Source organism: Massilia sp. UYP32 (genome assembly GCF_050434365.1).
Lineage (GTDB): Bacteria > Pseudomonadota > Gammaproteobacteria > Burkholderiales > Burkholderiaceae_D > Telluria > Telluria timonae.
Genome location: NZ_JBNDIK010000010.1, coordinates 70,601 through 93,625, shown reverse-complemented (window position 1 = coordinate 93,625; position 23,025 = coordinate 70,601). Strand labels below are relative to the sequence as shown.

The following is a 23,025-nucleotide window of genomic DNA, read 5'->3' as shown; positions in this document are numbered from 1 at the left end:
CGCCTCCTGCAAACAATCCGCATCGGTGCGAGAATACGGCCAGGCACGCAACCCTGACACAGGGTGCATGCCAGGACCGATTCGACAATCCCCGATCTTCCTCCACAGCGACCACAGACCCGAGCGGCCATTTGCCGCCCGGCGCGCCAGTATTGGCGTCGTTGCGCAGGAAGCATCACCTGGAAAGCACCAATGACCGCATTATTCACTCCCTTCACCCTCAAATCCGTCACCCTGCGCAACCGCATCGCGGTGCCGCCGATGTGCCAGTACAGCGCCGTCGACGGCGTCACCAATGACTGGCATCGCGCCCACTACGCGTCGATCGCGCGCGGCGGCGCCGGCCTGGTGATCGTCGAAGCCACGGCCGTCACGCCGGAAGGCCGCATCACCCCGGGCTGCGCCGGCCTGTGGAACGACGAACAGGTGGCCGGCATGGCCGCCATCGCCGCCGCGATCAAGGATGCCGGCGCGGTGGCCGGCATCCAGATCGGCCACGCCGGCCGCAAGGCGAGCGCGAACCGTCCGTGGGACGGCAACGCGCACATCCCGAACGACGCGCCGGACGGCTGGCAGACCATCGCCCCATCCGCCCTCGCCTTCGGCGGCGACCTGCCGAAAGTGCCGCAAGAGATGACCCTGGACGACATCGCGCGCGTGCGCCAGGGCTTCGTCGACGCCGCGCGGCGCGCCCTGGCCGCCGGCTTCGAATGGCTGGAGCTGCACTTCGCCCACGGCTACCTGGCGCAATCCTTCCTGTCGCCGCATTCGAACCGCCGCGATGACCAGTACGGCGGCGACCTCGATGGCCGCGGACGCTTCCTGCTCGAGACCCTGGCCGCGGTGCGCGAGGTATGGCCGCAGCACCTGCCGCTGACGGCGCGCATGGGCGTGATCGAATACGACGGCAGCGACGAAGAGACGCTGGCGGAATCGATCGAGCTGACCCGTCGCATGCGCGAGGCCGGCCTGGACATGTTGAACGTGAGCGTCAACTTCACCGTCCCCGACGTCAAGATTCCCTGGGGTCCGGGCTTCCTGGCGCCGGTCGCCAGGCGTGTGAAGAACGAGGCCGGCCTGCCGGTGGCGTCGTCCTGGTATATCGGCGACCCGCAGGTGGCCAACCAGGCGGTGCTTGATGAGCAGATGGACCTGGTGATGATCGGCCGCGAGCACCTGGCCGATCCGCACTACGCCTTCCGCGCGGCCAAGGAGCTGGGCGTGGAAAATCCGTTCGCCATCCTGCCGCCGCAGTACGGCTGGTGGCTGGAACGCTACCGGTAAGCCAGCCGCTGCTGGTCCGCGGCCGGCGCGGGCGGCGCCAGCCGCAGCGCCGTGCCGTGGCGCGCCAGGTCGCGGCCCAGCACCAGCCGCAAGTTGACGGGCGCGCCCAGGTCGACTTCGCGCAGCTGGGTGCTGCCCAGGCGCCGCGCCAGCCTGCGCGCGGCGTCGGCATGGGACGGCTCGTATTCGATGCGGGTATGCGGCACCGCGAAGCCCGCCTCGTTCGACAGGCGCGTCACCCGGATGCCCGGTTCGTCGATGCGATTCGACAGCGCGCGCGCCATGCCGGTCACCCCATTGCCGTTGCGGATCTCCAGCCGCGCCACCGCAGCCGAAGCCGGCGCCTCGCGTTCCTCCTGCGCCTCGTGCGCCGCGCGCGCCGCCTCCACCCGCCGCAACTCCATCATGCCATCCACGCCGACGTGGATATAGGACTGGGACCAGTCGGGGTGGGCCTGCGGCTTTGGCGCGGCCAAGGCCTGGCCGAGCGGCGCCACCTCGGTCTTGCCGCCGGCGGCGGCAAAATCGGCGCGCAGGTCATGCTGGCGCAGCGCCGCCGCCTGTCTGCGCATCTGTTCCGCCCTTTCCGTTTGTCCCAAGCCCGCAAGCGCGTCGCCCAGCAGCTGCCAGGCGCGCGGATTGAGCGGGTCGAGCAGGCAGGCGCGTTCCAGCGCGCCCCGCGCTTCCTCGTGCGCGCCGCCCAGCAGGTAAGCCTGCCCCAGGTTGGCGAACAAATAAGCCTTGCCCGGCCCCGCATCCAGCCCGATCGATGCTGTCAGCTCGCGCCAGATGGCGATCGCCGGTTCCAATTCGCGTCCTTCGGCGTACAGGGTCGCCAGGCCGTTGCGCGCGCCGGGATGGCCGGGCTCTAGCTGAAGCGCGGCCTGGTAGGAGGCGCGCGCGGCGTCCGGCTGCTGCGCCAGGTGTTGCGCGCGGCCGGCGCCATAGAGTTGCTCGGCCTGCGCGCCGGTGTCGACGGCGGCGCGCCAGCCGGACGGCGAGCAGGCCATCAGGCCGGCGCACAACAGCGCCAGGCGGGTCATCTTGAGGGTGCGTCGCATGGGAGTCGCTCCTTTCAGCGCGCGAAGGGCAAGGAGCCCAGGGTGCGCGAGATCTGGATCGCCGCCGGTCCGAGCAGGACCATCAGCAGCGTCGGGAAAATGCAGAAGATCAGCGGGAACAGCAGCTTGAGGCCGATCTTGGCGGCGGTTTCCTCGGCCATCATGCGCCGCTTGTGGCGCAGGTTCTCGGCATGCACTCGCAGCGAGTCGCCGACGCTGGTGCCGAAGCGCTCGGACTGGATCAGCATCGCGACCAGGGTGTCGACGTCGTCCACGCCCGAGCGCAGCGCGAAGTTGCGCAGCGCCTTTTCCTTGCTGAAGCCGGCGCGCATTTCCATCAGCACCAGTTGCAGCTCCTGCGACAGCACCATGCTCTTGATGTGGATTTCGGCCGCCACCTTGACCAGCGCCCGCTCCAGGCTCAGGCCGGCCTCGACGCAAACCGTCAGGAGGTCGAGCGCGTCGGGGATGGTCTCGAAGATCTCGCGCCGGCGCCGCCGCACCAGGCGCTCGAGCACCGCGTTCGGCGCGTAGTAGCCGAACGCGGCGCCCAGCAGCAGGATGCCCAGCACCTTGCCGCCGTTCAGGGACGAGCCATACAGCACCAGGAACGGCGCGCACAGGGCAGGCACCAGCAGCGCCAGCGCGGTCTTGGACGCGAAGTACAGGGTCGGCGCCGACGGGTGGCGCCAGCCGGCGTTCATGAAACGGGTGCGCAAGGTCGATTTTTCCCAGCCCTCCTCGGGGATCGACAGCCTGGTGAGGGGACGGGCGACGCTGGCGACGCGCTCGATCCAGCGCACGCCTGCTTCCTGTCCGGCGCGCGGGCCGAGGAAGCGGAGCAGGCGCTCGCGCAGGGCCAGCGGCGCGAACAGCACCAGCGCGACCCAGGCCAGCAGGCAGACGACGGCGAAGACGATCAGCAGGAAGATCAGCTGGGAAGAAGTCATGGAGGCCTCACACGCGGATGCGGATGGTCTTGCGCAGCCACAGCACGCCGAACACGATCATGCCCAGGCCGTACCACAGCAGGCGCACCCCGGACGGATCGGTCCACAGCATGCGCACGTAGGCCGGGCTGCTGACCAGCATCACGCCCATCACGCCGAACGGCAGCAAGCCCAGGATCCAGGCCGACATGCGGCCCTCGGCCGACAGCACGCGCACGTGCGCCACCAGCTTCAAGCGGGCACGGATGATCTGGCTGATGTTGCCGAGGATTTCAGCCAGGTTGCCGCCCGACTCGCGCTGGATCAGCACCGCGATGATCAGGTAGCGCAGGTCGGTCAGCGGGATCCGTTCGGCCAGGCCGTGCAGGGCCTCGTTCATCGGCACGCCGTAGTTGATTTCCTCGCGCGTGATGCGGAACTCGCCGGCCAGCGGCTCGGGCAGCTCGTTGCCGACGATTTGCAGCACGTTGGTGAACGAGTGGCCGGCGCGCAGCGCGCGCGCGATGAAGTCGGCCGCCTCGGGCAGCTGGTGCTCGATGCGCACCAGGCGCCGCATGCGCATGCGGTGCAGCAGCCACCAGGGCAGGAGCAGGCCGCCGACGCAGGCCAGCAGGCGCGCCGGCAGCGGCACCTCGACCGCGCTGACGGCGCTCGAAGTGAGCACTAGGGCCGCCGCCAGGCAGCCGAGCGAGCCGGCGAGGAACTGGCCGACCGACCAGGTGGCGCCGGCCTGCACCAGCAGCGCATCGACGCGCTGCGCCAGCGTCGAGCGATGCAGCAGGCGGTCCAGCGCCTCGATGCGGCTGTAGCGGCGCTGCTTGAGGATCGAGATCCGTTCGCCGCTGCGGCCTTGCAGGCCGCCGGACATGATCTGCAGGCGGCGCGCGATGCGGCGCGCCGCCGCGCCATGGGTGCTCATCCACCACAGATAGAAGCCCTCGACCGCCAGGATCACGGCCGCGAACACCAGCACCACGAAGCCATAGAACAAGCCATCCATATGCGCGCTCCCGGTCGCTCGATTCAGTCAAACCGGCGGTCGGGGTCGAACGAATCGTCCGGCACCGGGACCCCGAACAGCTTGAGGCGGTCGGCGAAGCGCGGGCGCACGCCGGTGGCGCTGAAGTGGCCCAGCACTTTCCCGTCGACGTCGACCCCGCGCTGCTCGAAGCGGAAGATCTCCTGCATCGAGATGATCTCGCCCTCCATGCCGGTGATCTCCTGCAGGCTGACCAGCTTGCGCGTGCCGTCGGTCAGGCGCGAGACCTGCACCACCACCGTCACCGCCGACACGATCTGCTGGCGGATCGCGCGCGGCGTCAGGTTCACCGCCGCCATGCTGACCATGTTCTCCAGCCGCGACAGCGCGTCGCGCGGCGTGTTCGAGTGGATGGTGGCCAGCGACCCTTCGTGGCCGGTGTTCATCGCCTGCAGCATGTCCAGCGCTTCCGGGCCGCGCACCTCGCCCAGGATGATGCGGTCGGGCCGCATGCGCAGCGCGTTGCGCACCAGCGCGCGCTGCGGCACCTCGCCCTTGCCCTCGATGTTGGCCGGTCGCGTCTCCAGGCGCACCACGTGCGGCTGGCGCAGCTGCAGCTCGGCCGCGTCCTCGATCGTCACCACCCGTTCGCTGGCCGGGATGAAGCCCGAGATCAGGTTGAGCAAGGTGGTCTTGCCGCTGCCGGTGCCGCCCGAGATCAGGATGTTGACCTTGGCCGTGCCCAGCCCTTCCAGCACCCGGATCATGGGCGCGGTCATGCTCTTGTAGTCGAGCAGGTTCTGCACCGTCAGCGGGCTGCCGCTGAAGCGGCGGATCGACAGGATCGGCCCGTCCACCGCCAGCGGCGGGATGATCGCGTTCACCCGCGAGCCGTCCGGCAGCCTGGCGTCGACCATCGGGCTCGACTCGTCCACCCGGCGGCCCACGCGCGAGACGATCTTTTCGATGATCTTCATCAGGTGGGCGTTGTCGTGGAAGGTGATCTCGGTCAGCTCCAGACGGCCGTGGCGCTCGACGTAGACCTTGTTGAAGGTATTGACCAGGATGTCCGAGATCGAGGGGTCGGACAGCAGCGGCTCGAGCGGGCCGAAGCCCAGCATCTCGTGCTGGATGTCGAGCACCAGGTGATGCCGCTCGTGCTGGTTGAGGACGATGCGCTCGTCCTCGATGATGCGCTGGACCAGCAGCGCCAGTTCGTGCTTGAACTGCTCGGCGGTCAGGCGCTTGAGCCGCTCCAGGTCGATCCGGTCGAGGATCATCTGGTGCATCAGCTTCTTGAGCTCCTGGTAAGCCTGGTTCGGCGCGTCCTGCAGCTCGGCGCCGCCGCTGGGGATGCGCTCCTGGCCGGACAAGGCAAGTCGTTCGCGAAGGGACATGGGCGTCTTTCTCAACTGGTCAGTAATCGGCGTCCTGGCGCCCGAACAGGCGGTCCAGCAGGCCGCGGCTTTCCTGGACCCGGTGCGCGGTCACCAGCTCGACCATCTCGGCCAGGCTGCGCGCGGCGGAGCTCGAGCGCGACAGCTGCAGCACCGGCACGCCCTGGTTCACCGAATCGGTCACCGCGACGTAGTCGTTGGGGAAGGTGTGCACCACCTCGCAGCCGAGCGCCGCATGCAGGTCTTGCAGGCGCAGCTTGCCGCCCTTCTCGTAGCGGTTGACGATCAGGCGGATGTTGTCCAGCACGTAGCCCAGCGAGCGGAAGATGTCGAGCAGGCGCCGCGCGTCGCGGATGTCGGGCAGCGCCAGCTGCAGCACCGGATAGATGGTGTCGGTGACGTCCAGCGCGCGCAGCGACACCGCGTCGATCTGGCGCCCGACGTCGAGCAGCACGTAGTCGTAGTTCTGGCGCGCCACGCGCAGGATGGTGTCGATGTGTTCCGGCTTGGCCTCTTTCGCGTGGCCGGGATCGTCGGCCGCGGCCAGCACGCCGAAGCCCGGCGTGACGTGCACCAGGCACGATTCGAGGAAGGGCCCGTCCACGCGCGCGATCTGGGCGCACACGTCCGACATCGTCATGGCCGGCTTCTGGTCCGACACGTACAGGGCGGCGTCGCCGAACTGGCCGTGCAGGTCGATGAGCAAGACCTTCTTGCCCGCCAGCGTGGCCAGCGCATAGCCGAAGTTGGCCGAGATGAAGGTGGCGCCGCTGCCGCCCTTGCAGGCGATGAAGGCCAGCACCTTGCCTTCGCGCAGGCTCGACACGCCGGCGGCGGTGGCGATCCGGTCCATCGCCTCGTGGAAGGCGCGGTGCACCAGCGGCAGTTGCAGCAGCTCGCGCACGCCGGCGCGCATCGCCGTGATCAACAGGTCGGGCTGGTGCTGGTTGGTGAGCAGCATCAGCTGCGATCCCGGATACTGGCGGCCCAGGCGCTCGAGCAGGGCGGCCTCCAGCGGCTCCAGCCCGCTGGCGTCGACGATCACCAGTTGCGGGGCGTCGGGTTCGGGGCGGTCGAGCGCTTCGCGCAGGCTGGCGCGGGTGGCGGCCAGGTGCAGGGGCGGCACCCGCGCCGCGCCCTGCGAGGCCAGCTCCGCGTACAAGTGGCTGTCGCGGCTGATCAGGAGCGCTCTCATGGCAGCCCCGGACAGAGGACGTTCGCTGCGCGCGCGTCCATCACTGGTCCACCATCGCCGCCGGCTGGCCGGTATCCGGCCGGGCGAACGAGCGCTGGTAGTTGTCGATGGCGGCGCGCGCGGCGCGGCCATCGAGGCCCAGGGCGGGATTGCCGCTGGCGGCGCCGCTCGGGTCGAGCACCTGGGCCGCCAAATTGCTGCGGGTGGCCGCGCCGAAGCGCGCATCCCAGTCCGGCGTGGTCGAGACGCATCCCGACGCGCCGCAGGCGAGCAGCGCCAGCGCCGCCCATCGTGTGAATGTGGTTCGCATTGCATTCCCCTGTGTCAGTTCGAAGCCGCCGGCGTCAGTTCGAAGCTCCCGGATACCGCGCCGGATACCGGACCGGATACCGCGGCCGGCGGCGTGACCGCCCCGGCAGGCGCGGCGGCGGCGGGCCGCTCCCCTTCCAGCCGCCCGCCCAGCATCAGGCCGGCGCGCGACGGCGCGACATGGCCGTCGGTGGGCAGCACATGGCTGCCGCCCGGCAGCGGCTTGACCAGGCGCGCCGTGATCACGAACACCAGCTCGGTGCGGTCCTGCTGGTAGTCGGTGCTGCGAAACAGCGCGCCCAGCACCGGAATCTCGCCCAGGCCCGGCAAGCCTTTCATGTTGGCGATCAGGTTGTTGCGCACCAGGCCGCCGATCGCGAAGCTCTGGCCGTCATGCAGCTGCACCGTGGTGCTGGCGCGGCGCGTGGTCACCAGCGGCATGATGGCGGTGCCGGTGATGCCGGTGGCGGTGATGCCGATCCCTTCGCGCGACAGTTCGGACACCTCCGGCGCCACCTTCAGGTTGATGCGCCCGCCCGACAGCACGGTCGGGGTGAAGCGCACGCCGACCCCGAATTCCTTTTCTTCCAGCGTGACGCGGTCATCGTCCTGCGACACCGGGATGTAGAACTTGCCGCCGGCCAGGAACGAGCCTTCCTGGCCGCTGATGGCCAGCACGTTCGGCTCGGCCAGGATGCGCACCAGGCCATCGAGCTTGTCGGCCTCGATGGCGAAGCGGTTGCCATTGGTCTTGACTCCCGACAGGCCGCCGCCCAGCAGGCCGCTCAGGAAATCGGTGGCCAGGGTGGTGGTCCAGCTGCCGGAGCCGAAGCTGAAGCGGGTGCCGGTCTCGAGCCGTTCGAGCAGGGTGCGCGAGATCTCGGCCACCTTGACCTCGAGCTGCACCTGCTGCGGCGCGCTCACCGCCAGCAGGTTGATCACCCGGGCGCCGGCGCCGCCCGCCGCGCCGGCGCCGCTGGCGCCGTTCCTTCCCACCACGATCACGCCATCGGTATCGTTTTCCTTGTCGGCCGCCGGCAGCTGGCGCAGCGGACGCCGCACATAGGCGCCGGCCAGCTCCACCGCGCGCTGCACGACGGTGGCGTCGCTGACGGTTCCGGTCAGGATCAGGCTGTCGTTGGCCGCCATCACGCGGATGTCCTGCTCGTCCGGCATCGCGGCCTTGAGCGTGGCTTCCAGCCCGCTCGGGTCCATCGCGATCGTGATGTCGATCACGCTGCACAAGCCGCTGCGGCCCTGCACGATCATATTGGTGCTGCCGACGTCGACGGCGGCGATGTACAGGGTGTCCGGGGCGACCAGCATCGCCTGCACCACGGCCGGGTTGCCGACGCTGCGGCGGGCTACCTTCTCGGGCAGGCGCAGCATGGTCGACTTGCCCATCTGGAGCGCCATCACGGCCGGCCGCGCGGCCTCGCCGCGGCAGCCTTCGGCGACGCGCGCGGGCGCTTCGCTCGCGGTGCGGGCGGGCGCCGGTTTCTTCGGCGCCGGCTTCGGTTCAGCCACCTTTTGCGCGGCGGCGGCAGTGGCGGGCGCGGCGCTGGCCAGGACCGGGCCGGCCAGCGCGGCAAGGACGGCGGCAAGAGTGGCGCGCAATGCGATCGAGGGACGTCGTTTCATGATCGATCCAGTCGGTGGTCAGAAGCATTCCTGCGATGCGTGCAGGCCGTTGATGACGCTGATGCAGTCGCGCTTGGGCGGGGCCGGGGCGCGCGCCTGCTGCACGCGCGGCCGCGGCGGGGCCCGCACCACCGGCGGCGGCGCGGCGGCGACAGCGGGCAGCAGGTTCTCCTTGGTCGCGCCGAAGGTGGCGGCGGCGGCCGGATCGACCTGGTTGCGCAGCGCCAGCGACAGGGTGCCCACGCTGCGCGCCAGGTCCAGCTTTTCGGCCTCGCTTGGCGTGACCTCGAGCGTGACGGCATTGACCACCTTGGGCTTGGTCTCGTCGCGATTGACTTCCTGCGCCACCGCCAGCACCAGGATCCGCTCCAGCACGATCTTCGAGATGCTCTGCTCGCGCGCCCGGGTCGCGTTCGGGTCCGGCATGGTCTCGGTGCTGACGATGATGTCGACGTAGTTGCCCGGCAGGGTGAAGCCGGCCACCCCGATCACGTCGTTGACGCGCACCGTGATCGCGCGCTTGCCCTCGGTGATCAGGGCCGACAGGCCGCCCAGGGTGCCGGCCGGCGCCAGCTTGGCTTCGCTGATCGGTTCGCCCGCGAGCAGGCTGCTGCGCAATACCCGTCCGCCCAGCGGCGCGGGATCGGTGAAGGCGCCCTTCGGCACGCTGTCGGCCGGCCAGTCGGCCAGCTTGAACATCTCGGGCGTCAGGCGCTGGCCGATGTCGACGTCGGCCTTGGCGACGACGATCCGGCCGGCGCTTGCGCCCGGGGCATTGAGCAGCCAGCTCGCCGCCAGCGCCACCGCCAGCAGGCCCAGCAGCACCGCCAGTGCCATCATGATCACGGCACGCTTGTTCTTCATCGCGCATCCCCTTCCTTGTCTTCCCGCTTCATCGCCGCTGGGTTCGATGCACAAGGCAGCGCGGGCGGCAGGGCGCTGGCTCCGAACAGGCTGCTCCAGGCCTGGACCAGGCCGTCCACGTCGCAGCGCGGCGCGCGGCCGGCGAAGCCGGCGAAATCGGCGATGCGTCCCAGCAGCTCGTGCGGCCAGGCGGCCAGCAGCGGGCGCCGGGTGCGGCGATGCAGTTCGTCGACCAGGAAATCGAACGCCGCCTCGTCGACCTCGATGCGGCGCAGCCGCGCCTGGCGCCGCAGCAGCGCGCGGTAACTCGCTTCGGACAGCGGCCCCACGGCAATGCGGTAGCCGATGCGGCGCAGGCAGGCGTCGTCCAGCACCGATTCCGGCGCCAGGCTGGTGGCCAGCACCAGGCCGACGTCGAACGGCAGCGCGTGGCTCGGGCCGTGCGGCACCGTCACGTGGTCCTGGCCGGCCTCCAGCGCGCCCAGCCAGCGGTGCAGCAGCTCGCCGGCCGGCATCCGCTGGCGTCCCAGGTCGTCCAGCACCAGCAGGCCGTTATTGGCCAGGATGTGGGGCGGCGCGCGCAGCACGCCGCTGGCGGCGTCGACCCGCAGTTCCAGCATGTCGCGCGTGAGCTCGGCGCCGACGTGCACCAGCGGCCGCTGGCTCAGGGCCCAGCGCGCGTCGCAACTGCGGCGTTCTTCCAGGCCGCGCATCTGCAGCGGCAACGGATGCAGGGCCGGATCGTGCAGCTGGACGATCTCGTGGTTGACCAGCACCGCGTACGGCACCGCGATCGGATCCTGGCGCAGGCGGGCGAACTTGCGCGCCAGGGTGGTCTTGCCGCTGCCGGACGGGCCATACAGCAGCAGTGGACGGCCGGAATACAGGGCCGCGCCGATCAGTTCGCGCATCGCCGGTTCCAGGCCGTCGCCGTCGAGCACCGCTTCGAGTTCGGCGCGCGCCACGCGCGGCGCGTCCGGCTGGCGCTGCGACTGCTGCGCCACCACCGAACGCCAGGCCGCCAGGGTCACCGGCGCCGGTCCGGCATAACGCGACTCGGCCAGGTGCTCGCCGGCGGCGCGCGCGCCGGCGGCGGTGAGCTGGTAGTGCACGTCGAGATCGGTCTCGCCCGAATAGGCGACTTCGGCCTGCTGGCTGGCGACCAGGCCCTGCAGCACTTCGCGCACCACGCTGACCGACAGCCGCAGGCGTCCGGTAAGCCTGGACAGCGGCGTCTTGCCGCCGGCATGCAGGACCTTGAGCACCAATCCCGTCACCAGGCGCGGATCGAGCCCGGTGTCGCGCACGGTGCGCGGCTGGCGCGGCAGCACGGCGGCCACGTCGCCATCGCTTGACGACGCGCTGGCCCCGGACCCGAACGATGCATCGTGCCCGGCGGCGGCCGTGGTGGCCGACAACATTCCCATCATGCACCCTCCTGCCCATGAAGATGTTTCGGAAAACCTTGATTTGATTCTAGCGAGCGGCCTCATCAGGCACTTGATACCTGACAAAGGCCCGACCCGCCGCTCATAACAGCGGTCGGTCGGCGTAGCGGCTGACCAGCAGCGCGATGGCGCCGGCGGCGATCGCCACGCCATAGGGAATCGAGCCGGCGCTGGGTTGGCCGCCGGCGCCGCCGATCACGGGCGCCGGCCCGCGCGGCAGGCGCAGCAGCATGGGCTTCAGGATCGCCCACATATTGGCCAGCGCCATGCGCAGGCGGCCCTTGAAGACGATGACGGCCAGCGCCATGACGCCGCCCACGCACCAGGCCAGGATGGCGATGCGCAGCGCGTCGCCGGGACCGGCGAAGGCGCCGACCGCGGCCATCATCTTGACGTCCCCGGCGGCCATGCCGCGGACCAGGTAAAAAGGCAGGAAGATCGCCAGGCCGGTCGCCGTCCCGCCCAGCCAGGCGAGCAGCCCCGCCAGCGGTTGCGGCGACAGCAGGTGCAGGACCAGGGCGCATGCCATGCCGGCGGCCAGCAGCCGGTTCGGAATGCGCCGGCTCTCCAGGTCCTTGAGCGCCGCCGCCGTCACCATCAGCAGCAGCAGCGTATCGAGGTAAAGTGCGACAGCCATGATCGGACTCCACGAAAAAAAAAGCCCCCCGGGGCCGAACCGCGTCCCGGGGGGCAGGCGGATTACTCCGGAACGACCAACTGATCGCGGATGTAGATGAAGGCCGCCTCGATGTTTTCACCGACTTCGCCAGCGACACCGGCCATCACCACGCCGATGAGGGCGGCGATCAGGCCATACTCGATGGCAGTCACACCGTTTTCGTCAGCGAAAAATGCTTTGATGGCGGAGGTAATCGTGCTCATGACAAACTCCTTATGATGGTTGAGGAAATACTGGCTGCGACTGGGCCCCGTCGCTACTGCTGTGTTACGTTTGCCAGTGAGTTCACTGTACCGATTAGTGCCGTACGGCAAGTTGACCGTCCACAACTTTTCCGTATGGAAATTCATGCTTCTTATGAGAAACAAACTCCCAGGGCGATGTGTCAACGCGCGGGAAACCATGAATAAAAATTGTTAAGAATAGTTGCCGGTAATACAAAAAAGTATTATGCTGTTTCGCTTGACCGCTGAAAAATGCGGCACCGCCGATCATGGCGCTGGGCATCCATTCAGCGCTGTCCGCCCTGTGCGCCACGCCTTGCGCGGGGCGGTCTCCCGGTACCTCTTATTGCTTGGTCTGATAACGACGACATGGATTCCCTGCTGCGACACATGGTGGACATGACCGGCCACCGCGATCACACCATGCTGGACATCTCCGTGATTTCGGCGGTCCAGGAATTGTCCGGCGCGGCCCGCACCCGGGTGCTCACCATCTCCAGCGTCGGCGAACAGTACTTCGTGCGTTCGCGCGCCTGCATCCATGCCGGCGGCGTGGCCTGCCCCGAAGAGCCGCAGGACAGCGGTCCCGGCGAACCGATCGCGCTCTATCCCGAACTCGGCGCCTGCGTGCGCCGCCACGAACCGCGCGCGGAAAGCATCGGCGCCGACGGCCTGCGCCGCCTGTGGCTGCCGATCTGGTTCGGCGACAAGGCCGACACCTGCCTCGAGATCGTGCATGCCGAACCGTTCACGCCCGAGGCGCTGTACATGGTCAACGGGATCGTCAGCGTGTACCGCAACTTCCAGAACCTGCTCGACTACAGCGAGCGCGACTCGCTCACGGGCCTGCTCAACCGCAAGACCTTCGACGACCAGCTGGCGCGCATGCTGCACGCCTCCGAGACCGACGCCACGGCCCCCGGCCAGGCCGAGCGGCGCCACCACAACGGCGAAGAAAAGCAGTGGCTGGCGGTGGTCGACGTCGACCACTTCAAGGGCGTCAACGACCGCTTCGGCCACCTGTACGGCGACGAAGTGCTGATCCTGATCGCCAACCTGCTGCAGTCGTCGTTCCGCGCCCAGGACCGGGTGTTCCGCTTCGGCGGCGAGGAGTTCGTGGTGCTGCTGCGCTCGACGAACCTGGAGAACGCCCGCCGCATCATCGAGCGCTTCCGCGCCGACGTCGAGAGCCACGACTTCCCGCAGGTGGGCAAGGTCACGGTCAGCATCGGCTTCACCAGCGTCAGCGCCGCCGATTCGCCGGTGGTCACGCTGGGCCACGCCGACCAGGCCCTGTACTACGCCAAGGCCCACGGCCGCAACCGCGTGTGCCATTACGAAGAGCTGGTCGCCGGCGGGCTGCTGCAGACCGTGGCCGTCAACGACACCGCCGAATTCTTCTGATTCCCTGCACGTGAGGGCAGCGCGTTCAATCGCATGCCGAAGCAGCCGCGCGCCGCGCCGGCGGATGGCAGGCGCTCAGGCCTCGGCCAGCTGCATGAAGCGCAGCGGCTCGACCTGCCACTTGGCGGCCGACTCGTGGCGCACGATGCGGTCGCCGCCGCCGAAGCCCGTCGCGCGCGACAGGTCGACCGTCTCGGGGCGGATATACACCTGCTGCTTCGCATGGAAGAACACGTTCACCTTCGGCGTGAGCAGGCTCGATTCGTGCGGCTCGACCACCACGCCCAGCCGGCCCGATTCCAGCAGCACCAGGGTGCCGACCGGGTAGATGCCGACGCAGCGCATGAACTCCTGGACCAGCGCCGGATTGAAGTGGTGCTTGCTCCACTCGTAGATCTTGCGCAGCGCCTCGGCCGGCGGGATGCCCTTGTGGTAGCAGCGGTCGGACGTGATCGCGTCGTACACGTCGACGATGGCCGCCATCTGCGCCAGCTCGCTGATGCCGTCCCCGGCCTGGCGGTCCGGATAGCCACTGCCGTCGCGCCGCTCGTGGTGGTGCAGCGTGATGTCGAGCGGCACCGGGCCGATGCCGGGCGTCTTGACCAGGATGTCGTAACCGTCGCGCGGATGGCGCTTGACGATGTCGAATTCGGCGTCGGTCAGGCGGCCCTGCTTGTTGAGGATGGCGTCCGGCACCATGGCCTTGCCGGTGTCGTGCAGCAGGCCGCCCAGGCCGGCCTGGTAGATGGTTTCCTCGTCCATGCCGCGCGAGCGGCAGAAGGCGACCAGCAGCGCGCACACGCTGACCGAGTGCAGGAAGGTGTAGTCGTCCTTGTTCTTGAGCTGCAGGAGGCTGGGCAAGGCGCCCGAATTGCGCAGGATCGATTCGGTAACGCTCTGCACCACCGGGCTTACCTGGTCCAGCTCGACGGCCTTTCCCAGGCGCGCGTCCTGCATCACGGCGCGCACCAGACCCTCGGCCTGGCGCCGCACATGGATGGCGCGCTGCAATTCCTCGGCCAGCGGCACCCGCATGCGCGCGGAGGCCGTGGCGGCCTGCGCCAGCGCGGTCACCTCGGCCTCGGTGGCGGCCATGCTCTCGTCGACGGTGGGCGCGTCGACGTCCAGGCCGCGACGGCAATCGATCACGACGCCGCGGATACGCGCCTCGACGATCTTGCGGATCTCGGCTTCGTTCGTGATCAGGAACTGGTTGCGTACGAACGGATGCTCCATCCAACCGCAATCCAGGTCGTGGATGAACATGCCCGCCCTGAGCTGTGAAGAATCCACTTTTTTCAGCATCTGTCGTGTCTCTTCTTCTGCATGAATTCCGATTATGCATTGAGTATAACAAGCAGATTGCATAATGGAACTTAATGTTGCCTTAGGGATACGCAATGTGAAATGGATCGAAGCCAGCCGTATTACTTCGCCGCGAGCTTGACGTTAACGTTAACGTCATATACCGTACCAGCATCCGTCCTCACCGCTCACAAGGACCCGTCCCTCATGAACGACATCACTCCCGTCGCGAAGCTCGACCTGCCCGAACAGCCGCGCCTGGCCAACAAGGTCCGTTTCGTCACCGCCGCCTCGCTGTTCGACGGCCACGACGCCTCGATCAACATCATGCGCCGCATCCTGCAGTCGAACGGCGCCGAGGTGATCCACCTCGGCCACAACCGCTCGGTCGACGACGTGGTCACTGCGGCGCTGGCCGAGGATGCGCAGGGCATCGCCATCTCGAGCTACCAGGGCGGCCACGTCGAATACTTCAAGTACATGATCGACTTGCTGCGCCAGCGCGGCGGCGAGCACATCAAGGTGTTCGGCGGCGGCGGCGGGGTGATCGTCCCGAGCGAGATCGAAGACCTGCACGCGTATGGCGTGACGCGCATCTTCAGTCCGGAAGACGGCCAGCGCATGGGTCTGGTCGGCATGATCCGCTCGATGCTCGAAGCCTGCGACGTCGACCTGTCGCCCTACGCCCCGACTTCGCTCGCGGCGCTGCGCAGCGGCGACATCGCCGCGCGCCACCGCCCGCTGGCCCAGCTGATCACGGCGCTGGAAAACGACCGGGCCGACCCGGCCCTGCGCAAGGAGATCCTCGACACGGCCGACACGCTGCGCGTGCCGACCCTGGGCATCACCGGCACCGGCGGCGCCGGCAAGTCCTCGCTGACCGATGAGCTGATCCGCCGCATCCGCCTCGACCAGGGCGACCGCCTGAACATCGCCGTGATCTCGATCGACCCGTCGCGCCGCAAGTCGGGCGGCGCCCTGCTGGGCGACCGCATCCGCATGAACGCGATCAATCCCTGGAACGGGCAGCAGCGCGTGTTCATGCGCTCGCTGGCCACGCGCGAAGCGGGCTCCGAGATCTCGCAGGCCCTGCCCGACGTGATCGCCGCCTGCAAGGTGGCCGGCTTCGACCTCGTGATCGTCGAGACCTCGGGCATCGGCCAGGGCGACGCCGCCATCGTGCCGCACGTCGACACCTCGATGTACGTGATGACCCCGGAATTCGGCGCCGCCTCGCAGCTCGAGAAGATCGACATGCTCGATTTCGCCGATCTCATCGCCATCAACAAGTTCGACCGCAAGGGCGCGCTCGACGCGCTGCGCGACGTCGCCAAGCAATACCAGCGCAACCGCGAACTGTGGTCGATGAGCCCGGACCAGATGCCGGTCTACGGCACCCAGGCCTCGCGCTTCAACGACGACGGCGTGACCGCCCTCTACCACGGCCTGCTGCCGAAACTGGCGGAACTGGGCCTGAAGGTCGAAACCGGCAAGCTGCAGGCGCCGGCGCAGCGCTACTCGAGCGGCAAGAACGTGATCGTGCCGCCCGCGCGCAGCCGCTACCTGGCCGAGATCGCCGACACCGTGCGCGGCTACCACCGCCGGGTCGGCACGCAGGTCAAGCTCGCGCGCGAGCGCCAGCAGCTGCAGGAGGCGAAGCGCATGCTGGCCGAGGCGGGCAAGGATGCCGGCTTCGACGATGTGATCGCCCAGCGCGACAACGCCATGGACGGCGAAGCCAGGGCGCTGGTGGCCTCCTGGCCGCAGCTGCAGGCGACCTACGCGGGCGACGAGCACGTGGTGAAGATCCGCGACAAGGAAATCCGCACGCGCCTGATCTCGACGACCTTGTCCGGCAATCCGGTGCGCAAGGTGGCGTTACCGCGCTTCGAGGACCATGGCGAGATCCTGCGCTTCCTGATGCTGGAAAACGTGCCGGGTTCCTTCCCCTACACGGCCGGAGTGTTCCCCTTCAAGCGCGAGGGCGAGGATCCGACCCGCATGTTCGCCGGCGAGGGCGACGCCTTCCGCACCAACCGCCGCTTCAAGCTCGTCTCGACCGGCATGGACGCCAAGCGCCTGTCGACCGCCTTCGACTCGGTGACCCTGTACGGCGCCGACCCGGCGCTGCGCCCGGACATCTACGGCAAGGTCGGCAACTCGGGCGTGTCGATCGCGACGCTGGACGACATGAAGGTGCTGTACGACGGCTTCGACCTGTGCAGCCCGTCGACCTCGGTCTCGATGACCATCAACGGCCCGGCCCCGACCATCCTGGCGATGTTCATGAACACCGCCATCGACCAGCAGATGGACAAGTTCGTCGAGAACAACGGGCGCCAGCCGAGCGGCGAAGAAGCCGCGCAGATCCGCGCCTGGGTGCTGACCGCCGTGCGCGGTACCGTGCAGGCCGACATCCTGAAGGAAGACCAGGGCCAGAACACCTGCATCTTCTCGACCGAGTTTTCGCTGAAGGTGATGGGAGACATCCAGGAATATTTCGTGACGCACGGCGTGCGCAATTTTTACTCGGTGTCGATCTCGGGCTACCACATCGCCGAAGCGGGAGCCAACCCGATCTCGCAGCTGGCGTTTACCCTGTCGAACGGCTTCACGTTCGTGGAAGCGTATCTGGCGCGCGGCATGCACATCGACGACTTCGCGCCGAACCTGTCGTTCTTCTTCTCGAACGGCATGGACCCGGAATACACGGTGCTGGGCCGCGTGGCGCGCCGCATCTGGGCGGTGGCGATGCGCGACAAGTACGGCGCCAACGATCGCAGCCAGAAGCTCAAGTACCATATCCAGACTTCCGGCCGCTCGCTGCACGCGCAGGAGATCGACTTCAACGACATCCGCACCACCCTGCAGGCGCTGATCGCGATCTACGACAACTGCAATTCGCTGCACACGAATGCCTACGACGAGGCGATCACCACGCCGACCGACGAATCGGTGCGCAGGGCATTGGCGATCCAGTTGATCATCAACCGGGAATGGGGCCTGGCCAAGAACGAAAACCCGAACCAGGGCGCCTTCATCATGGACGAGCTGACCGACCTGGTCGAAGAGCAGGTGCTGCAGGAGTTCGAGCGCATCGCCGAGCGCGGCGGCGTGCTGGGGGCGATGGAAACCGGCTACCAGCGCGGCAAGATCCAGGAAGAGTCGATGCTGTACGAGCACCGCAAGCACGACGGCAGCCTGCCGATCATCGGCGTCAACACCTTCCGCAACCCGAAGGGCGCCGCGCTTCCCGCCACGATCGAACTGGCCCGTTCGACCGACGAGGAAAAGCAATCGCAGCTGCAGCGCCTGGAAGACTTCCACCGCCGCAACGCCGATGCGGCGCCAGCCGCGCTGGCCGCCCTGCGCCAGGCCGCGATCGACAACGAGAACGTGTTCGCGCGCCTGATGGACGCGGTGCGCGTATGCTCGCTGGGGCAGATCACGACCGCGCTGTTCGAGGTGGGTGGGCAGTATCGCCGCAATATGTGAAAAAGGGGCGCGCCAGCCGCGTCCTTATTCCCTTCCTGACATACCGACCAGTACCTGTCTGGATCTGGCTCAATTCAGTTATGTGGCGAAAATGCGCCACCATGCCAGCGCTTCATTTAAAGGTTGATACAGCATTAAAAAATGTGCAATATGGAAATGTTATTTCCATTGATTTGTTGCATCTTTACCTGTTCAACCCAGCTTGAAGGAGCATTACCGTGGATCTGATCGACCAGCTCAACGCACTGGCTACCCGTATTCGTGCTACCAAAGACCTGATTCAGACAGAAGAGGCTACCAAGAATGCCATGGTAATGCCATTCATTCAGATCCTCGGCTACAACGTTTTCGATCCAACCGAAGTCACCCCGGAATTGATCGCGGATGTCGGGACCAAGAAGGGCGAAAAGGTAGACTATGCGATTCTGCGCGACGGGAATCCCATCATGCTTTTCGAGTGCAAACGTTGTGGTGGCGACCTGCATATTAATCATGCAAGTCAGTTGTTCCGTTATTTCCATGTCACCGAATCCCGCTTTGGCGTGTTGACGAACGGCCTGAAATACCGGTTCTTTACCGATCTCGAGCAACCGAACAAGATGGACAGCACGCCATTTTTTGAGTTCGACATCCTCGATTTCAAGGAGCGTGACGTCGAGGAGCTGAAAAAGTTCGCCAAATCGAGCTTCGATATCGACACAATTCTTAACACTGCCAGCGATCTCAAATATACGCGGGCCATTCAAGAACGCTTGAACGAGTGGGTGGCCAATCCTCCGGAAGAATTCGTGCGCTTGCTGTCTGCCGACCTGCTTGGCGGGCGACGCTTCACGCCGACACTCAAGGACCAGTTCACGCAGATCACAAAACGTGCTTTTGAACAGCTGCTAAGCGAGCGCATCAACGTACGACTGAAAGGTGCGATGGCCGCCGAGGCGCCAACGACGTCCGAGCATTCCGCGCCGATCATTCCCCACCCTGCAGATGAAGCCGAAGTCGAAACCAGCGCCGAGGAAATCGAGGGCCTGCATATCGTTCGCTCGATTTTGCGCGATGTCGTCAGCCCACGCCGCATCGTCATGCGCGACAACCTGAGTTATTGCGCCATTCTGCTCGACGACAATAATCGCAAGCCCGTCTGTCGCTTGCGCTTCAATAACACCCAGAAGCTGGCGGTTGGCATATTCGGGCCGGACAAGGCCGAGGAACGTTTTCCACTCGAAGAAATCGACGATCTCTACAGTTTTGCCGATCGGTTGCGAGCGACCGTGTCAATGCACTTGCCGGTCGAGGAATAAACCGAGCCGGGCACGCGAGCTTTCGACCGGCTGGCATTGTTCTCCTCTGGGCAGATGATCGACTGCGCACCTGCCGAAGCACAGCGGGGCAAGCCTGTTCGCATGGACGAACCTACAATGTCAGCAAGACCCCACAGGAGCTCGCATGTCCATCCAGCCAGACCAGCTCGCCGCCCTGATGCGCGAAGTCGAACGGGAAGACCCGATCGACTTCGCCGACCTGCCCTTCCCAGAGGACGAGATGCGCGCCATCGTCGCCGACCACCTGTGCGAGATGGCGGCGGCGATGGAGAACTTTAGCGAGGAAGACCGCACGCTGACCTTGCTCGCCGTGGCGGCCAAGCTGGTGCTGGAAAACCTGGTGCTGCATGTCCAGCTGTTGCGGCGCCACGGCCTGCCGGTGGGCGAGAACGTCGAAGCCCTGCTGGGCCGGCTGCGCCGCGACCCCGGCCTTGACGGCAGCGGCGAGGGGTAATTTTCCCCTGTAGTAATTTTTTCAGCATTCACGCAACACGCATCGAATAAGTTTTGCAATAGCTGTGTCCGTTTGTACACTGGGTGCGCGGTTCCTTCAGGTATGATTTGTTGTTGAGAATTTCGCTTACCCAGCGAAACGACCGTCTCCACTGCCTGAGGAATTCCACATGCCGCGCCATCCCACCAAGCTCAAACTCACCGCCGCCCTCCTGACCGGCGCCCTCCTGACCGTCGGCCTGGCCGGCTGCAACCGGACCCAGTCGACCGAAACCCTGCTGGCGGAAGCATCCGAATACCAGCAGAAGGGCGACATCAAGGCTGCCCTGATCCAGCTCAAGAACGCCGTGGCGAACAGCCCGGAAGACGGCGAGGCGCGCCTGGCGCTGGGCACCCTGCAATTGTCGACCGGCGACAACGTCTCGGCCGAGAAGGAACTGGGCCGCGCGCGCGCGCTCGGCATCGCCGACGAGCGGGTGCTGCCGCTGCTGGGCAGCACCCTGGCGCAGCAGGGCAAGTTCAAGGAAGTGCTGGAGCTGATCACGCCCGAGAAGGCCGGCAAATCGGCCGCGCTGCTGTCGCTGCGGGGCGACGCCTTGCTGGGCAGCGGCAAGCCCGACGAGGCGAAACAGGCCTACGAGGCGGCCCTGGCCGCGAACGCCAATTCCGGCGATGCCCTGATGGGCCTGGCGCGCCTGTCCGCCGTACGTGGCGAGCGCGACGCCGCCCTCCTCTACGTCGACCAGGCGGTGGCCAAGGATCCGAAGAATCCCGAAGTCTTCATCATGCAAGGCGCGATGCTGCGCTCGATGAACAAGCCGGACGAAGCCCTGGGCGCCTACGACAAGGCGCTGGCGCTCAAGCCGGATCACCGCGGCGCCCACATCGAGAAAGCGTATATCGAGATCGCGCGCGGCAAGTTTGATGCGGCAAAGAAGGAAGTCGAGGCGGCGGAAAAGAATTCGCCGGGCAGCCTGCTGGTGGTGTACACCCGCGCCCTGTATGAATTCTCGCAAGGCAAGCATTCGGCGGCGCGGGATGCGCTGGCGAAGATCCTCAAGGTCGCGCCCAACCATTATCCGAGCATCCTGCTGGCCGGCGCCTCCGAGCTGCAGCTGGGCGGCACCCAGCAGGCCGAACAGCATCTGCGCAAGTACCTGGAAGCCAATCCGAACAACGTCTATGCGCGCAAGCTGCTGGCCCAGGCCCAGCTCAAGAATTCGCAGCCGGCCGATGCCGCCGCCACCCTGGCGCCGGCCCTGAAGGATGCGCCACAGGATGCCCAGCTGCTGGCCCTGGCCGGCGAATCGTACATGCAGGTGCGCGACTTCGACAAGGCCGCCAACTACCTGCAGCAGGCCGCCACCCTGGCGCCGGAGGCGGCCGCGGTGCGCACCTCGCTGGGGCTGTCGCGCCTGGCCCAGGGCGACCAGGCGCGTGCCCTGAGCGACCTCGAGATGGCCGCCACGCTCGATCCGAAATCGCTGCAGGCGACCATGGCCCTGGTCCAGACCGAGATCAATATGAAGCGCTACGACAAGGCCCTGGCAGCCGTCAATGCGCTCGAAAAACAGCAACCTGACAGCGCGCAAGTGCAGCAGCTCAAGGGCGCCGTCTACATGGTCCAGAACAAGCACGCGGAAGCGCGCGCCGCCTTCGAAAAGGCGCTGTCGCTGCAGCCGAGCTTCCTGCCGGCGGTGACCAACCTGGCGCGCCTGGACGTGCAGGACAAGAAGCCGGATGCCGCCAAGGCCCGCTTCACCGCCTTCCTGGACAAGAACAAGGACAACGTCGAGGCCATGACGGCACTGGGCGAACTGGCCATGCTGCAAAAGAACCAGGCCGAGGCCACGAGCTGGTTCGAGAAGGCCAGCGCAGCCAATCCGAACGCCACCGCGCCTTCGCTCAAGCTCGGCGCGCACTACCTGGCCACCGGGCAGGCGCCCAAGGCGCTGGCGCTGGCGCGCAAGCTCCAGACCTCGCATCCGACCGATGCCGGCGTGCTGGAACTGCTCGGCCAGTCGCAGGCCGCGAACAAGGACCTGAACGGCGCGCTCGACACCTACAGCAAGCTGGTCAACGTGCTGCCGAAGGCGCCTGGCGCCCAGCTGCGCCTGGCTCAGGTGCAGCTGGCGCTGAAGAACGAATCGGCGGCCGCCACCCACCTCAAGCGCGCGGTCGACCTCCAGCCCGACTTCGTGCCGGCGCGCCTGATGCAGGTCGACCTGGCGCTGCGCGGCAAGCGTCCGGACGAGGCGCTGGCGGTGGCGCGCGAGCTGCAGAAGGCGGCGCCCAAGGCGCCGGTCGGCCACGTCATCGAAGGGGACGTGCTGATGTCGCAGCAGAAATTTGCCCAGGCCCAGCAGTCCTTTGAAAAAGGCCTGTCCCTGGCGCGCTCGTCGGAACTGACGGTCAAGGTCATGCAGGCCATGCAGGCCGGCGGCAAGAGCAAGGAAGCGCTGGCGCGCGGCCAGGCCTGGCTGGCCGCCCAGCCGGACGACGTGCGTGTCTTGCTGCTGGTCGCCGAGCTCAACCTGGCGTCCAAGGACTACAAGGGCGCCATCGCCAGGCTCGAGAACGCGCAGAAGCGCGCTCCCGAGCATCCGCTGGTGCTGAACAACCTGGCCTGGGCCTACCAGCAGGTGAAGGACCCGCGCGCACTGGCGACCGCCGAGAAGGCATACAAGCTGGCCAGCGACAGCCCGGGCGTGATGGACACCCTGGGCTGGGTGCTGGTGGAGCAAGGCGACACCGCGCGCGGCCTGCCGCTGCTGCAGAAGGCCAGCAGCCAGGCGCCGAACTCGATGGAGATCCGCTACCACCTGGCGCAGGCCCTGCACAAGAGCGGCGACAAGGCCGGCGCACGCCGCGAGCTCGACAAACTGCTGGGGTCGAACGCGCCGTTCGCCCACGCCGACGAGGCGCGCGCGCTGCTCAAGACCCTGTAAGCGGTGCCTTCGCCGCGGGACCTGGCCCGGTCCCGCGGCGCACCCGTTGAGGCGCCCTTCTTCCCATCAG

Annotated in this window: 18 protein-coding genes; 6 read left to right on the top strand and 12 right to left on the bottom strand. The window is 67.3% G+C overall.

What is annotated here, in order from left to right; all coding sequences use genetic code 11:
- Positions 1-192: 192 nt before the first annotated feature.
- Positions 193-1,284 carry an NADH:flavin oxidoreductase/NADH oxidase gene (locus ABIB42_RS09780; RefSeq protein WP_219862006.1) on the top strand — a complete coding sequence of 364 codons (1,092 nt, stop codon included), beginning with the start codon at positions 193-195 and terminating at the stop codon, positions 1,282-1,284.
- Here ABIB42_RS09780 and ABIB42_RS09775 read toward each other — a convergent pair.
- From ABIB42_RS09775 to ABIB42_RS09725, 11 genes are all read right to left on the bottom strand, one after another.
- Complete coding sequence (locus tag ABIB42_RS09775) at positions 1,275-2,345, bottom strand: tetratricopeptide repeat protein (protein ID WP_219862004.1); 1,071 nt, start codon at positions 2,343-2,345, stop codon at positions 1,275-1,277. The two genes, ABIB42_RS09780 and ABIB42_RS09775, sit on opposite strands and share 10 nt — an antisense overlap.
- A 14-nt stretch (positions 2,346-2,359) precedes the next feature.
- Complete coding sequence (locus ABIB42_RS09770; protein ID WP_219862003.1) at positions 2,360-3,295, bottom strand: type II secretion system F family protein; 936 nt, start codon at positions 3,293-3,295, stop codon at positions 2,360-2,362.
- A 7-nt stretch (positions 3,296-3,302) separates the two neighbouring features.
- Positions 3,303-4,295 carry a type II secretion system F family protein gene (locus tag ABIB42_RS09765; RefSeq protein ID WP_071360861.1) on the bottom strand — a complete coding sequence of 331 codons (993 nt, stop codon included), beginning with the start codon at positions 4,293-4,295 and terminating at the stop codon, positions 3,303-3,305.
- A gap of 23 nt (positions 4,296-4,318) precedes the next feature.
- On the bottom strand, positions 4,319-5,671 hold the full coding sequence (locus tag ABIB42_RS09760) for a CpaF family protein (RefSeq protein WP_429248274.1): 1,353 nt from the start codon (positions 5,669-5,671) through the stop codon (positions 4,319-4,321).
- Between the two features lie 19 nt (positions 5,672-5,690).
- Positions 5,691-6,866 carry an AAA family ATPase gene (locus ABIB42_RS09755; protein ID WP_005663814.1) on the bottom strand — a complete coding sequence of 392 codons (1,176 nt, stop codon included), beginning with the start codon at positions 6,864-6,866 and terminating at the stop codon, positions 5,691-5,693.
- 40 nt (positions 6,867-6,906) lie between these two features.
- Positions 6,907-7,176 (bottom strand): hypothetical protein, encoded by a 270-nt coding sequence (locus ABIB42_RS09750; protein ID WP_005663816.1) that lies wholly within the window; start codon positions 7,174-7,176, stop codon positions 6,907-6,909.
- Between the two features lie 14 nt (positions 7,177-7,190).
- Complete coding sequence (locus tag ABIB42_RS09745; protein ID WP_429248273.1) at positions 7,191-8,816, bottom strand: type II and III secretion system protein family protein; 1,626 nt, start codon at positions 8,814-8,816, stop codon at positions 7,191-7,193.
- Positions 8,817-8,834: 18 nt separating this feature from the next.
- Positions 8,835-9,680, bottom strand: coding sequence for a Flp pilus assembly protein CpaB (gene cpaB, locus ABIB42_RS09740; RefSeq protein WP_005663820.1), 846 nt, complete (start codon positions 9,678-9,680; stop codon positions 8,835-8,837).
- Positions 9,677-11,110 (bottom strand): ATP-binding protein, encoded by a 1,434-nt coding sequence (locus tag ABIB42_RS09735; RefSeq protein WP_184238480.1) that lies wholly within the window; start codon positions 11,108-11,110, stop codon positions 9,677-9,679. The genes cpaB and ABIB42_RS09735 overlap by 4 nt, the downstream gene beginning before the upstream one ends.
- A 100-nt stretch (positions 11,111-11,210) precedes the next feature.
- On the bottom strand, positions 11,211-11,765 hold the full coding sequence (locus tag ABIB42_RS09730) for an A24 family peptidase (protein ID WP_184238482.1): 555 nt from the start codon (positions 11,763-11,765) through the stop codon (positions 11,211-11,213).
- A 62-nt stretch (positions 11,766-11,827) separates the two neighbouring features.
- On the bottom strand, positions 11,828-12,010 hold the full coding sequence (locus tag ABIB42_RS09725; RefSeq protein WP_005663826.1) for a Flp family type IVb pilin: 183 nt from the start codon (positions 12,008-12,010) through the stop codon (positions 11,828-11,830).
- Between the two features lie 390 nt (positions 12,011-12,400).
- Between ABIB42_RS09725 and ABIB42_RS09720 the strand changes: the two genes are divergently transcribed.
- Complete coding sequence (locus tag ABIB42_RS09720; RefSeq protein ID WP_005663827.1) at positions 12,401-13,435, top strand: GGDEF domain-containing protein; 1,035 nt, start codon at positions 12,401-12,403, stop codon at positions 13,433-13,435.
- 75 nt (positions 13,436-13,510) lie between these two features.
- Here ABIB42_RS09720 and ABIB42_RS09715 read toward each other — a convergent pair whose 3' ends face one another.
- On the bottom strand, positions 13,511-14,740 hold the full coding sequence (locus tag ABIB42_RS09715; RefSeq protein WP_429248272.1) for an HD-GYP domain-containing protein: 1,230 nt from the start codon (positions 14,738-14,740) through the stop codon (positions 13,511-13,513).
- A gap of 207 nt (positions 14,741-14,947) precedes the next feature.
- Between ABIB42_RS09715 and icmF the strand changes: the two genes are divergently transcribed.
- The 4 genes from icmF (at position 14,948) to prsT (ending at position 22,955) form a co-directional block, all read left to right on the top strand.
- On the top strand, positions 14,948-18,235 hold the full coding sequence (icmF, locus tag ABIB42_RS09710; protein ID WP_429248271.1) for a fused isobutyryl-CoA mutase/GTPase IcmF: 3,288 nt from the start codon (positions 14,948-14,950) through the stop codon (positions 18,233-18,235).
- 218 nt (positions 18,236-18,453) lie between these two features.
- Complete coding sequence (locus ABIB42_RS09705) at positions 18,454-19,533, top strand: type I restriction endonuclease (protein ID WP_005663833.1); 1,080 nt, start codon at positions 18,454-18,456, stop codon at positions 19,531-19,533.
- Between the two features lie 145 nt (positions 19,534-19,678).
- Positions 19,679-20,008: a hypothetical protein gene (locus ABIB42_RS09700; RefSeq protein ID WP_005663835.1), complete on the top strand. Its 330-nt coding sequence runs from the start codon at positions 19,679-19,681 to the stop codon at positions 20,006-20,008.
- A gap of 169 nt (positions 20,009-20,177) precedes the next feature.
- Complete coding sequence (gene prsT, locus ABIB42_RS09695) at positions 20,178-22,955, top strand: XrtA/PEP-CTERM system TPR-repeat protein PrsT (protein ID WP_005663837.1); 2,778 nt, start codon at positions 20,178-20,180, stop codon at positions 22,953-22,955.
- Positions 22,956-23,025 lie beyond the last annotated feature (70 nt).